Origin of the sequence: Mucilaginibacter sp. SMC90, from assembly GCF_022811725.1 — a bacterium.
Lineage (GTDB): Bacteria > Bacteroidota > Bacteroidia > Sphingobacteriales > Sphingobacteriaceae > Mucilaginibacter.
In genome coordinates this window covers 4,092,877-4,107,511 of the sequence record NZ_CP094527.1, presented here as the reverse complement: position 1 = coordinate 4,107,511, position 14,635 = coordinate 4,092,877, and the positions used below count along the sequence as shown (strand labels likewise).

Sequence of the window (14,635 nt, the reverse complement as noted above, 5' to 3'; positions counted from 1 at the left end):
AATTGTTAAAAACTCTCCCTGTTTATGCAATCACCAAACGTACTTAACCGTCATTTTAAATTCTATATTTCTATCAGTCTTATTTTGCTATGGTTTACTATGGCATCTGCCCAAAAACGGAAAGAATACCTTCTGCAAACCGGGTGGAGATTCACTAAAGGCGAACAGTCCGGTGCCCAGGAAATAAACTTTAACGATTCGGGCTGGCAACTGGTAACCGTTCCGCATGACTGGGCAATTTATGGGCCTTTTGGGCAGGATAATGACAAGCAAAAGGTACAGATTGTGCAAAATGGCGAAGCAGAAGCAAGTATTAAATCGGGGCGTACAGGTGGGTTGCCTTTTGTAGGGGTAGGCTGGTACAGATTAAAGTTTAGCGCACCTGAATTTACCGCTGGGAAAAAAGCGACCATTGTTTTTGACGGTGCCATGAGCGGTGCACAGGTTTTTGTAAATGGCGAAAATGCCGGTACATGGCCTTACGGTTATAGCTCTTTTCATTTTGATATTACCGACAAATTAAAACCAGGGCAGGAAAATGTATTGGCCGTTCGGCTGGAAAATTTGCCGGAATCGTCGCGCTGGTATCCGGGGGCAGGGCTTTACCGTAACGTACACCTGCTTATTACCGACGATGTGCATATACCCGTTTGGGGCACTTATATAACTACCCCGGTTATAGAAAAGGATTTTGCTAAAATAACTGTAAAAACCAATGTGGAGTTGCCGCAAAATAGGTTTAAGTCGTTAAAGTTGGTTACCGTGATTAAAGATAAGGACGGTAAACCGGTAGCCGGGACAACAACTAACCTGGCGGAAACTGATCAGCAGACATTTGAACAAAAACTGGTTGTCAGAAACCCCCAATTATGGTCGACAGACACACCTGCACTGTATACGGCCGAATCTAAATTATATGACGGAGAACGGCTCACTGATGAATACAGCACCCGCTTCGGTATACGATCTATCGCTTTTAAAGCTGGTTTAGGTTTTTTTCTGAACGGAAAACCGGTTAAGTTTAAAGGAGTATGTAACCACCATGATTTAGGGCCATTAGGTGCCGCCGTTAATAAAGCTGCATTGCGAAGGCAGTTAACCTTGCTGAAAGATATGGGCTGCAACGCCATTCGCACCTCTCATAATATGCCAGCCCCAGAGTTGGTTGATTTGTGCGATGAAATGGGCCTAATGATGATGGACGAATCTTTTGATGAGTGGAAAACACCTAAAGTAAAGAACGGGTACAGTGAACTATTTGATGAATGGGCCGAGCGCGATATGCTCAACATGCTGCATCGGGACCGCAACCATCCAAGCGTGGTGATGTGGAGTATCGGCAACGAGGTGCCGGATCAGAGCGCCAAAGGTGGTAATAAAATTGCCATGTTTCTGCTGGATATTTGCCATCGCGAGGATCCAACCAGGCCGGTAACCGCTGGTATGGACCGCATAGATGCGGCCATTAATAATAATTTTGCATCGGTGCTGGATGTTCCCGGATTTAATTATAAGCCTGCACGTTACGAAGAAGCAAATAACAAATTGCCGCAGGGAGTTATTCTCGGTAGCGAAACTGCATCAACAGTTAGCTCACGAGGGATTTATAAGTTTCCAGCAGAACAGGTTAAGCAGAAAAAGTATGATGATAGTCAAAGTTCATCGTATGATCTGGAGGCCTGTAGTTGGTCGCAAATACCCGATGATGAGTTTGTACAGCAGGATGATTTGAGTTACGTTGCCGGCGAATTTGTATGGACGGGCTTTGACTATTTGGGCGAGCCTACGCCTTATGATTCCAAATGGCCTTCTCATAGTTCGTACTTTGGTATTATTGACCTTGCGGGAATCCCCAAAGACAGGTTTTACCTTTACCGGAGCCGCTGGAGCGACAAACCAACCCTGCATATTTTGCCGCATTGGACCTGGCCAGGTAGGGAAGGACAAGTAACCCCGGTATTTTGTTATACGAATTTCCCCAGTGCCGAGCTTTTTGTTAATGGCAAAAGCATGGGCAAACAAGCCAAAAGTAAACAGGATAATATAAGCCGTTACCGGCTGATGTGGAAGGATGTAAAGTATGAGCCTGGAACAATTAAAGTTATAGCCTATGATGCCAATGGAAAACCAGCGGCCGAAGAAACCATCAATACCGCAGGTAAACCACATCATATCGTTTTGACGGCCGACCGCAGCGTACTAAATGCTAACGGCCAGGATTTGGCTTTTATTACTGCCAGGGTAGTTGATGCAAAAGGAAACCTGTGCCCTGATGCAAATAACTTATTGAGTTTTAAAGTTACAGGTGAGGGTAAGTTTAAAGCGATAGCCAACGGCGATGCTACTAACCTGCAATCGTTTCAAAACCCGCAGATGAAAGCGTTTAGCGGAATGTTGGTAGCGATTATAGCAAGTGGAAACAAGACCGGAAAAATCAACATCGAGGCATCTTCAAAAGGTTTACAAAAATGCGTTTTGAAAATTAGTTCGGAGCGCTTGCAGTAACAACTTATCATCATTAGCATAAAACGCTGAAGCTTCCGTTTTTTGAAACAATAAAAATGCGTTCCGTATCTCACCCCGGAACGCATACATAAATATAATCAACTATACCTCAGTTTTTTAATACTAACTCGGATCACTCCGAGCGAAGACTTTTAACGGGGTTGGTCAGTGCGCTACTGATTGCCTGGTAGCTTACCGTTATTATGGTGATGATGAGGGTTAAGGCCGCGGCTGTCACAAATGCGCCAGGCCCTATGATTATCCGATAGTCAAACTTTTGAAGCCAGTCCTGCAAAAAGTAAAATGCGATGGGCGACGCAATGACACAACTAACTAAAACTAATATTATAAAATCGGTTGATAATAATATCCAAACTTGTGAAACCGATGCGCCCAACACTTTCCGGATACCAATTTCTTTTTTTCGTTGTTCGGCCACGAACGAGGCCAGACCAAATAAACCCAGGCACGAAATGAAAACGGCCAGTCCCGCAAAAATGCCTGCCAGAGTACCCACCAATTCCTCCAACTGGTATGTCAAGTTGTATGCTTCGTCGGCAAAACGATAATCAAAGGGGAATGACGGATTGTATTTATTGAATATGACACCGATCTTTTTAATAGCCTGCTGTTTATTGGCATTAGGGTTAAGCCTGAACATGATAGCACCGCTCCAGCCCGGGTTGTATACATAAAGAGCAGGGCCGGCTGCATAAAACGGCGACCCGACTATAGCATTTTCTACCACACCGATGATGCGCATTGGGTTTTTGCGATAATCTGATGTGATCAGTTGATTCAGGGGCTCCTTTAACCTCAATCGTTGGGCTGCGGCCTCGTTGATAATAACATTCAGGGAGTCGGCAACCGAATTTTCAGAGTAATCGTGCCCTGATTTTATCTTCATTCCGATGGTCTTGAAATAACCTGCCGAAATGGCTGTAGTTGCCATTTCCAACGATTCGCCCGGCTTTTTACCGGGAAAATCTTTGATAGAAAATGATGCAGGAAAATAGGCCATTGTGCTTCCTGATTTAGTAATACTCACCACCTGGCCGCTTTGCAGCAGATCGCTTTTAAGCAATTCATAGTTTTTGTTAAGGTCGTCGCTGCTATTTACCGTCACGAGATTTTTGGCTTCGTAGCCTTTTGGCCGGTCTTTCGCATGTTCAATCTGCTGGTAAATAATCAGCGTACTGATGATGAGCGCTATTGAACAGGTAAACTGTACTACAACTAATATTTTACGGGGCAGCGTAGCTGCTTTGCCCAGTTGAATAGTACCTTTCAAAACTTTTACCGGTTCAAAAGAAGAAAGATAAAATGCCGGCCTGCTTCCGGCAAGTAAACCTGTAAACAATACATAGGTGAGCATCACACCCCAAAAAGTGATATTTGAGTAAGGTATAGATATGTTACTGGCGGTATGCGTGTTGAACCAGGGTAATACCAATTGCACGATCCCTATGGACAACGCAAACGCGGTTATGGTAAGCAGTAACGATTCGCTCAGAAACTGAATGATCAAATCCCCGCGTGATGAGCCGATGGCCTTACGCACACCCACTTCCCGCGCGCGTTTTTCGGCGCGAGCCGTTGATAAATTGACAAAGTTGATACACGCTATCACTAATACCAATATGCCTATGATTCCAAATATGCGCACATACTGAATGAGGCCGTCGCTTGCCTTACCGTTTTTAAATTGGGTGAGCAGGCGCCAGTTTTTTGCAGGCTGAAGGATCACCTCAATTTTAGTGCTCTTATCCGTAATATGTTTTGCAATAATATCTTTTATTTTGCTTTCAAAAGCTTTTCCGTCGGTGCCAGCCTGTAGCTCTATATACTCAAGGTACGATGTGTTGTCCCAATTAACACGCTCTTTTTTTGTTTCAGGATAGGTTTGCTCCAGGTAACTATATGGCAGCAGGTAGCTGAACTGTAAAGTTGAATTATGCGGCAGGTCTTTCATTACGCCGGTTACCGTTACATTGTTTTTATTGTCTATCCGGATAGTTTTATTGATGGGATCTTCCTGGCCAAACAAAGCCTCGGCCAATGATTCCGTCAAGACGATTGAATTAGGGCTATTCAAAACCGAATTATTGTTTCCTTTTAACATTGTGTATGGAAACATCTTTAAAAAATCAGCACCAACACTTAAACCGTAAGGATCAAGTTTCTTATCGCCGATGACCATGCTGTGCTGCGATCCCCAGTCGGTTTCCGATACATATTTTACTTCAGGGTAATTGTTACGGAGTTCTTCTACCATAGGTAATGAAGATCCGCTTTGTGTACGTATCTCACCGCTATGGTAAAAGTTAAGCTTCAGTTGGTATAACTGGTCATAACTTGACAAAAAACGGTCGTATGTATACTGGCTATGTATCCAAAAGCCGATGAGCAGGGCTACGGCCATCCCGGCGGCAAGGCCGGCTATATTTAGCGTACTGTAAGCCTTATTGTGCAGCATATTGCGCCACGCGGTCTTTAAATAATTCTTGAACATAAAATTGCGGTTTGATTTCTTGTCTGCCCACATCGATGTGGATTGATGACTCGAAATTACCGCCGTAAACTGGCCCTGGCGTCCCAGTTTATAAGTTGGGAACTCTTTTTTTAGCTCAATTTTATATTCAGCGGGGCTTTTGCCCGTCATTTCCTTGAAAATCCGGTTAAAGGTGCTTTTAGAATTGAAACCCGATTCGTAAGCAATGCCGAGCAGGGTTATATGGTCAAATGCAGGGTCCTGCATTTTTTGGATTACGTTGCCAACGCGATACTCGCTAATAAAATCATTAAAACTTTTCTTAAGCGCTGTATTAATTATTCGGGAAAGCTCATGACTGTTCATGCCGAGTTTTTCGGCAAGGGCACTTAAGCTGAGTTCAGGATCCTGATAGTAAAGGTTGGTTTGCATGGTTTTCTTTAAGCAGGCCCCTTTTTGCTTCAGGTCGGCCGGGAGCAAGGGTGGAGGAGGTGAAGTCCTGCCCGCTGTAGCACCAATTTCTGATTTCAAGTGGGCTCTGGCTGCTATCCAGATCATTACGCCAGCTAAACTGATATACAGCGTATAATAAACGTTAATGCTTAACTGGTAATGATAACCAAAATAGTTTAAGGCGGTAAAGGGCAGCCACAAAAGCCACAAAAGGCCAAAGCCCAACAATAGCTTATCCAGCCACTGCAGCTCTAAGCGGTACCGGTCGCCGCCACTGAATTTTTGTCGATGATAAAACTGTTCTATTTGCCTGCGGGACAAATACAAATAGATAATAACTGAAATAAAAGTCAGAATCTGTAATACTGGTTTCAGCAGGGGGATTTGTTCCAGTATTACCGGGACAAAATGAAGCAGGTCTTTTCGTTTAAATTTGTATTCGGGCTGAGTTAGTTTCAGCACATACAAGAAAAGCAGAGGGCCGAATGCCAATGAAAAATGCAGCATATCGCTTTTTAAAACACCGGCTATGCGCAAAATCATCGCAATGAGGGCCAATGCAAAAAATCGGTTTGCAGCCTGGTTTACTCTTTGGGTGAACCATAGAAGTACGGCAAAGGTGAGCCCGATAAATATAGCCCCCAGGAAAGCCAGGTCATAAACGGTAATATGAAATGTATGCGGATTCAAGCAAGTTCAATAACTCAATCGTTGTTCCAAATATATAAACTATTTATAAACAGATAATTACCTCTTACCTGCCAGTGAACTTTGTTCCAAAACCGGACGAAATTACGTCCGGTTTTGGAACAAGATGAGTAGGGTTGAGCTCTAAAGGCATACTCGCAGGTCGCAGTTTCAGTTAAAGCGCAAACAAGTTTTTTAATACATGCTTAATCTAATCATCTTTATTGATATATTGCAGTAATGTCAGAGTACATAACTATACTTAAAGATTGGTTAATCGCCATTGGCGAAAAGCACGAGGTTGATCCTTTACTGTTAGGCTGTCTTTACCTGGTCAGCAAAGTATCCTTCGTTACCTGTATGGGCTTTGTAATTAAAAACCTTAGGATTAAAAAGGCTATAGCGATGCCTTTGTTGCTGGCCTCAATTAGTTTCAGTATACCCTATCTTTACCTCATCATTGCCGGGCGCAATATCCCGGTTTGGGTATATGTATTCATCTTTTTCATGTTCGCTTATGGTGGTTACACAATCTGGAAAAAGGTCACAATACGGCCAGATCCTATAAATAGTTGAAATAAAAGCCTGAGTGATATAAAATACGGAACTTTAACCGGCCAGGTACTACAGCCATATACCGACAAACACTGATTTGATAGCTCAATTATATTTAAGCAACCGTTAACCTAACTTAAATTTTGCAGACGTAAATGCGCTATTTTCCACGGCTAACAGTGTAATGCGCTCTTTTGAATTGGTTGCGAGCTTTTGGTATAATCCAATAGGTATCATCAGCTAATTGATCTATTCGCCATAATTGCCCGGGCACGCCGATGAATGTCCGGGCAGTCACATATTGGAATAGTTTGCTGATGTAGTTTAATCTATTTAAAATTTATCCAGTCGAGATTAACGCCGCTACCACTTTTTAATACGATTACCAGATCGGCAATTTTGGATGGGAGAGAGGCCAGTCTTGTTTGAGCAATTTGCCAATCGCTTCCTTCAGGAATTACCGTTGAAGCCAGCAGGCGTCCGTTTGCATTACCAAGCCGCACTTCTACAGTTGCCCTGCTTCCGGCATTCGCCATGATCTGTAATTCTTTAAACTTTTTACCATTGAAGTCAACACTGTTATAACGGATCCAACTGCCGGCATGGTTAAAGGTTGTTTTCCATCCATTAAATTTTTTTGCGGTATCAAGAAAGGAGATTTTTACGGTACTGTCTTTATCGCTGTACCTGTCTATCTGTATTTTTTCAGATGCTTTGGTTATCCCTACACCACGCAGGGTTGGGATAACTTTTTTAATACTTCCATCGGCACTAAAAAACAGGCTATCACATCGTATCGACCTGTTTTTATCAAACTGCGGCGACAGGTCATCGTTGTGATAAAACAGGTACCATTGATTTTTAAATTGAATGATTGATTGATGATTAGTCCAGCAGCCGGAAGCCGACTCATCCATAATCACCCCCGCAAATTTAAAAGGCCCCATTGGGTTATTACTTATAGCATATTCCAGCCTTTCGGTTTTATTAGCCACATGTGGATAGGTCAAATAATAAATTCCTTTACGCTCAAACAGGTAGGGGCCTTCTTTAAGACCCTTATCCGGCAGCTCAGTTAAAATTTGGGGTTCTGATGCAAGTTCGAGCATGTCCTCTTTAAGCTTTGCCACATAGAGGTTGCCCTGTGCCCAGTATAAGTAAGCCTGCCCGTCTTTGTCAATAAATACATTTGGATCGATGCCGTGTACACCCTTTATAGGCTCCTGCTGTGGGGTAAATGGGCCATACGGTTTATCGGCCATGGCTACACCTATGGTAAAGCCCCGGCCGTTTTCGCTGCCTTTCGCGGTAGTAGGAAAATACATATAGTATTTGCCGTGTCGGAAAATGCAATCGGGTGCCCACATGCTGTATGATGTTGGCTCGGCCCAGGGTACCGTAGTTTGGCTGATGATCATACCGTGATCGGTCCAATCGGTAAGGTTGGCTGATGAAAAAACATGGTAATCCTCCATACAGAACCATCCGGGGCGGCCGTGGCCTGGTGTTGCTTTAATATCATGCGATGGATAAACGTACACCCTGTCGCCAAAAACACGGGCTGAGGGATCAGCTGTAAACTGATCTCTGATCAATGGATTTTGCGCCACAGATTGCCCTGCGAAAGCCAGCATAGAAATAAATAGTAATAGCCAAAATTTAATATTTTTCATAAACTGAGGGTCTTGATAGGATTTATTGGTCGTCAATTTATTTAAATAGTACAGGGGCAAATTTGTAAAGGTCGTTTCGCCACACAGGCCAGGTATGACCGCCCGGATACTCATAATAAGTATGTTTTATCTTTAACTCGTCCAGTTTTCCCAGCATGGCCTGGCAGTTGTTATAAGCAATATCTTCTTTGCCGCCCATTGCAATCCAAAATGCTTTCAGATTGGTATTGATCCTGGTGGCATTTTTCTTCATAAAATCGTACTGTGCATCGGCGATGCTGTTTTGTACAGGTACAATCCATCCCGAGCTTAATACCCCGAGGTAACTGAACATATCTGTATGGTAAATGCCCGTATATAATGTATTGAGTCCACCCATGGAAAGCCCGGCCAGCGCACGGCCCTGCGCGGTGTGCTCAACCCGGTAGTTTTTCTCTATAAAAGGAATGATGCTCTGTTTTATTTCGTTCGCAAAGGTTTTAAGTCCGGCTTCACCAAAACCAGCGCCGCTGAAATTGGCGTCGGGCATTACAACCAGCATTGGTTTTGCCTGTTTGGCGGCGATTAGGTTATCCATGATCATATCAGTTTTACCCTGGGCTACCCAGCCTGTTTCGTCCTCGCCACCCCCATGTAATATATACAGCGCAGGATATTTGGTTTGACCACTGGCATCATAGCCCGGCGGTGTGTAAATGAACAGCCTTCGCCATGATTGGGTTACTGTTGAAAAATAGGTTTTGATGCGAATATCACCATGCGGGACATTTTTTACAGCATAATAGTCGCCGCCGTCAAAAGGTATTTCAATGCCGCTGGCCATGCGCCCCATGCCATAAAAAGTTTGGCTGGCAGGATCAGTTGTAGCGACACCATCTATAATCAATGAATAATAGTGAAACCCTTCGCCAATTGAATCGGTTGTGGCATTCCAATAACCGGCAGTGTCTTTTGTCATATCATATTTTTTTCCCAGGTCTATCTGAACCTTTTGCGCATCAGGTGCCTTAAACCGGAAAACCACCCGGTGGTCGGGCAGTATCATCGGGTATTTCGCGCCCCTGATATTAGTAGATGCAGGGCCACCCGCGATCATCCTATTAAATTTATCGATATCAACAGGTTTGAACAGAAATTGGGAGAACAGATAAAGATCATTTTTCCAGACTTTAAAGTCATGTATTCCGGGCTCGACACTGAAGATATGTGGTACATTTTTTTGCTCCAGGTAATCGTGGGTACGTTTGCTGAATGACATTAGTCCGTCGTGATCGCCGCATGAGATCCAAAGCAGTTTAAGTTTACTTTTCGCGGCATCAGGATCAGGTACCAGCTCTTCCGGCTTTTTAGTATTAGGCGCAGATGAAAAACCTCCAACCCAGGCAAACTTATCCAGGTTACCCAACCCGAAATTAAGCGATTGCCCGCCACCCATGGATAATCCAGCAAGCGCCCGGTGTTCACGATCAGTATATACCGGGTACTTTTTCTGGATGTATGGGATCAGGTCGTCGAGCAAGTCATGCTCAAAAGTTGCAAATGCAGCAACTTTATCCGGAGCCATTATATTGCCGGTAGCGCGGTCGTCTTTCATGGCACGGCCGTTGGGCAATACCACAATCATTGGCTCCAGCTTTTTGTCAGCATACAGGTTATCCAATATTACCTGGGGCGTACCTTGGTTAAGCCATTCAAATTCGTCGCCGCCAATGCCATGCAGCAGGTACAGAACAGGGTACTTCTTTTTGACAGTATATCCGGGCGGCAGGTAAACTACAGCGTGGCGTTTGGAGTCAACCGTTTTTGAGTTATAGGTAACGGTGTCTAATTTACCATGCGCAATACCTGCACGATAAGTATCAAAGCCTGCCGGCGAATGTTTAAGAGCTGGCTGAGACAGGGCCAGCATTGCAGGCAAAATGCCGATGGCTGTAAGGTAGGCTATCTTCTTCATGATTTTTTGTCTGTTAATCCACTAAACAAATCGTCTGTAGGATGAACAGAAGCTAAGCGGGTTAATTGTATTAGTTTTTGCTTGTTTGAGGAATACCCGAAAGTAGGGGAAGCAATTTGTGACTCTTAACACAAATCATGATAATGATAAAACGAATGTTTAAGTGCCGAAAAATAAATGAAAAGCCGGTGCGCAATGAAGAACACGGCGCCTGATTATAGTTTATCAGTAGGTTATTTTTTTATAACTATCTGAATTTTAGTCGCATTTTAATATACATAAAGCGCTCCCGAGGCGATTTTATCTAAATTAACTGTAACAATTGTATGGTTTTTTGCCACTTGGGTACGCGGATACATTCGTGGTATCAAAATATTGGATTGTGGTATCAAAGCATTTTCTGTACGGATACTTTCGTTCAGTCGTAATCGGTATCGCCGGTTATAAACCTTTATAATCAATCATATAACCATGCAATTAAAAATTTACTCACCCAAGCCAGCTATGGTGCTGATGGCATTCGTCTTTTGCCTTTCGTGCTTCCGGGGCTCGGCTCAAAAACTAAAACTTAACAAACTGGGCTATTTCGAAACGCCCGGTGTAAACGTACTGGTATTCAGTAATCAGTATAACGGAATTTTTCAGGATGAAAAGACAGCCGGGGTCGAGCTGATACACCACGGCGTGCGTACCATTACCGGTGGCGCGGTACGCCTGCAAAACACACCCGAGCAATGGGACCTGGTGCCCACTCTTGTCAACCGCACTGTAGATAGCGTTAATCATCGCATTGATGTAACCATGCGTTATGAAGGTTATGATTTTAATTCAAAAATCAGCGTAACACCAAAAGGCAATGGTGTTGAGCTTAATTTATACCTTGATAAGCCGGTTCCGGAAAAGTTGGCCGGCAAGGCTGGGTTTAACCTTGAGGTCATACCATCAGCTTATTTTGAAAAAACATATTTAATTGATGGAAAGCCGGGCGATTTTCCATTGTATCCTGCAGGTTCGACAAAAATGCTTCCATCAAGTCAAAAAATCCCGCAGTTTGCCGGCCATAACACATTTGATGATCGGGGCCGTAACGAATTTATTGACCCGGCACCGCTTGCTACCGGCAAAACACTGGTGATGGCACCCGAAGATCCTGAGCGAACCATCAAAATTCAGTCGATTGATGCCAATCTGATGTTGTTTGATGGCCGCAGCCTTGCACAAAACGGATGGTTTATTGTCCGCGGCTTATTGCCTGCCGGTAAAACAGGCAAGGTATTAACCTGGTATATTGAGCCTAATGCCGTACCTGGTTGGAAGCGTGCGCCGGTAATTGAGTTTTCGCAGGTAGGTTATCGCCCTGAGCAGCAAAAGACTGCAGTGATAGAACTGGATAAAAATGACGCGCCGCTAAAAACGGCAACCCTTTTTGAAGTTACGTCCGATGGAAAATACATTGAGCGGCTTAAGTCAGAGGTACAGCATTGGGGGCAATTTACCCGGTACAATTATTTGAAGTTTAATTTTAGCAGTGTTAAAAAGGCCGGTTTATACGTTGTAGCTTATGGCAATCAAAAAACCAATGCTTTTCCAATTAACGCAAATGTTTATGAAAATATAGGGCATCCTACAATGGATGTTTGGTTCCCGGTTCAGATGGATCACATGATGGTGAACGAAGCCTACCGCGTATGGCACGGTGCCCCGTTTCTTGATGATGCCCTGCAGGCTCCGCCAAACCATCAGCATTTTGATACATACCAGATGGGGCCAACTACCGATACCAAGTATAAACCGCTCGAACGCATCCCGGGCCTTAATGTTGGCGGTTGGTTTGATGCCGGCGACTTTGATATTGAAACGCCGTCGCATTGCAGCGTAGTATTGAGTTTTGTTGAAGCCTGGGAGAATTTCAAGATTGACCGTGATGAAACTTACGTAGATTATGCAACACGCTACGTAGATATTCATCGCCCTGACGGCAAGCCTGATCTTTTACAACAAATTGAGCATGGTACGCTTAACCTGGTGGCGCAGGTTGTAAACATAGGCCATCCGGCGCGTGGAATCATTGTGCCAAATTTGCACCAGTACCATCACTTAGGGGATGCCGTTAACGAAACGGATAATATGCCATATAACGCCTCGCTGAAACCCTATCAAACCGACGGGAAATCGAGCGGGACCTTGGATGACCGATGGGCGTTTACCACAAGGAACATAGCGCTGGATTACCAGACCGCCGCTGCACTTGCTGCCGCCAGCCGGGCGCTTAAAGGGTATAACGATACGCTGGCCATGAAAAGCATGCAATGTGCCCTGAGACTTTGGCATGAAGATGATAGCCTGAAAATGCACATGGACTCGGCTGCAATAGCCCGTAACAGGTTTGCTGCCGGTAACGAGATGCTTGCCGCTCTTCAATTGTATATCACTACGAAAGATCAGCAGTATGCAGATCACTTCAAAAAAATGATCATGCCGATGCTTGATCGTTTTCCCGGCTTTGTAATGATAAGCGCGCTGCATGCCTACCCTTATATGGACAAAGATTACAAGGATAAAATTGCGGGATACATGCAAAAATACAAAGCAACATGCGACGATTATGATAAACAGAACCCTTATGGCGTGCCCGTTACGCCGGGTGGCTGGGGCGGTAGCGGGCAGGTTATTAATTTCGCCATTACCAACTATTTCGCCAATAAGTATTTTCCTAATATAATCGGTACTGAGTACGTTTATAAGGGCCTGAATTACATCTTTGGATGCCATCCTTACTCCAACCTTTCGTTTGTATCGTCAGTGGGGGTACGGTCAAAAAAAGTAACTTACGGTAACAACCGTGCAGACTTCAGGTTTATTGCTGGCGGTGTAGTGCCTGGTATTCTGTTGCTTAAGCCTGATTTTCCGGAGAATAAGGAAGACTGGCCGTTTTTCTGGGGTGAGAATGAAGTAACAATAGCCGGTTGTGCACAGTATATCGTTTTGTCGGGAGCTGCTAATCAGTTAGGGTTACATAATTAACTATATTAAAGAAGTGCTATGTCAACAGCCAATTTCTCAAACTTGAATAAACAAGTTCTGTTTGGGATTTAGGCTAAGAAATTTACTACAAAAAGCCCTGTTGGCATCTTGCCGACAGGGCTTTTTTGTGTTCTTTATATAGGGATTGACAGGTGTTTTATTCTTTAAACAGCAACGGGGCAAGTTCATAAAGGCTGCGTCGCCAGGTAAGAAATTCGTGCGCAGTGTTTTCAGAAATATATGACACCGCATTGTATCCTGCGCCTTTTAAGGCAACCACAGCATTTGTAACGCCGTCCGGCCTTTCTTTGCTGCCGCAGCTTATAAATATTAATTTAGGCTTTGTCTTGTCTTTAAGCTCATCTGGCAAATAAGTTCCGCCGCTGAGCAGTGCATAATAGGCAAAAAGTTCGGGCTTGTTTAATGTTATCATATGCGTTTCCATACCACCCATTGATAATCCCCCCATGGCACGGTGGGCCCTGTCGGCCTTAGTGCGGAAGCTGGCATCAACATAGGGGATAAGTTCGTCAGTTAAAACCGTTTGAAACGGATCTATCTTAAAACTTTTCAATGCACCTGGGCCAGGCCTTATATCATTGGTCATCCCATAAGTCATGACAATAATAAATGGTTGTATTTTGCCAGTTGCTATTAAATTATCCATGATCAGGTTGGCGTGGCCCTGGTTGCTCCATGCAGTTTCATCTTCGCCCCAGCCATGTTGAAGGTATAGCACAGGGTATTTTTTTGATTTGTCCTTCTCATAACCCGGTGGCGTATAAACAAAAGCCCTGCGCGAGGTATTGGTACTTTTTGAAGGGAACAGAATTTGCTGCACATTGCCATGCGGAACATCTTTTAACGCATAAAAATCCCGATCATGTGCCGGTATTTCGATACCACTTTCCCAGCGTGTGGAACCATAAAAATTCAGCGTGCCCGGATCGTTAAACACACCGCCATCAATCGTTAAATGATAGTAGTGAAATCCTTCATCCATTGGACCCTCTGTTGTGCCTGTCCAAAATCCGTCAGCTCCTTTTGTAAGTTTGGTGCCGCCGCGTCCGCCCAAACCGAGACTGACTCTTATACTGTCAGACTGTGGGGCCTTGATACGAAAGCGCGCATAGCCCTGCGAATTTACCTGAGGATACTCTTGTCCCGGCTGGTTGTAGGTAGATGGTTTAAAATCGTCGGCTATTGAGTTTGAAGCTGTTTGTGCCTTGCATAAGCTGGAGGCAACCGTAATGGCCAATAAGGCGAGTAAGCGTTTGGGTTTCATAATTGAAT

Annotated in this window: 7 protein-coding genes; 3 read left to right on the top strand and 4 right to left on the bottom strand. The window is 44.2% G+C overall.

Going from position 1 to position 14,635, the window contains the following annotated elements:
• Positions 1-24: 24 nt before the first annotated feature.
• Positions 25-2,505, top strand: a complete 2,481-nt coding sequence (galB, locus tag MTO98_RS17625) for a beta-galactosidase GalB (protein ID WP_243480202.1) — start codon at positions 25-27, stop codon at positions 2,503-2,505.
• Between the two features lie 133 nt (positions 2,506-2,638).
• Here galB and MTO98_RS17620 read toward each other — a convergent pair whose 3' ends face one another.
• A complete protein-coding gene (locus tag MTO98_RS17620; RefSeq protein ID WP_243480201.1) occupies positions 2,639-6,139 on the bottom strand; it encodes an ABC transporter permease in 3,501 nt (1,166 codons plus the stop codon).
• A 237-nt stretch (positions 6,140-6,376) separates the two neighbouring features.
• On the opposite strand from MTO98_RS17620, the gene MTO98_RS17615 reads away from it, so the two are divergent.
• On the top strand, positions 6,377-6,712 hold the full coding sequence (locus tag MTO98_RS17615) for a hypothetical protein (RefSeq protein WP_243480200.1): 336 nt from the start codon (positions 6,377-6,379) through the stop codon (positions 6,710-6,712).
• A gap of 308 nt (positions 6,713-7,020) precedes the next feature.
• On the opposite strand, the gene MTO98_RS17610 is transcribed toward MTO98_RS17615, so the two are convergent.
• The gene (locus MTO98_RS17610; protein ID WP_243480199.1) at positions 7,021-8,364 is read right to left on the bottom strand and encodes a family 43 glycosylhydrolase; all 1,344 of its coding nucleotides are present in this window, start codon (positions 8,362-8,364) and stop codon (positions 7,021-7,023) included.
• A gap of 37 nt (positions 8,365-8,401) precedes the next feature.
• Positions 8,402-10,318: an alpha/beta hydrolase-fold protein gene (locus MTO98_RS17605; protein WP_243480198.1), complete on the bottom strand. Its 1,917-nt coding sequence runs from the start codon at positions 10,316-10,318 to the stop codon at positions 8,402-8,404.
• A 471-nt stretch (positions 10,319-10,789) separates the two neighbouring features.
• On the opposite strand from MTO98_RS17605, the gene MTO98_RS17600 reads away from it, so the two are divergent.
• Positions 10,790-13,342 carry a glycoside hydrolase family 9 protein gene (locus MTO98_RS17600; RefSeq protein WP_243480197.1) on the top strand — a complete coding sequence of 851 codons (2,553 nt, stop codon included), beginning with the start codon at positions 10,790-10,792 and terminating at the stop codon, positions 13,340-13,342.
• 157 nt (positions 13,343-13,499) lie between these two features.
• Here the strand turns inward: MTO98_RS17600 and MTO98_RS17595 are convergent, their stop codons facing one another.
• The gene (locus tag MTO98_RS17595; protein WP_243480196.1) at positions 13,500-14,627 is read right to left on the bottom strand and encodes an alpha/beta hydrolase-fold protein; all 1,128 of its coding nucleotides are present in this window, start codon (positions 14,625-14,627) and stop codon (positions 13,500-13,502) included.
• Positions 14,628-14,635: the final 8 nt, after the last annotated feature.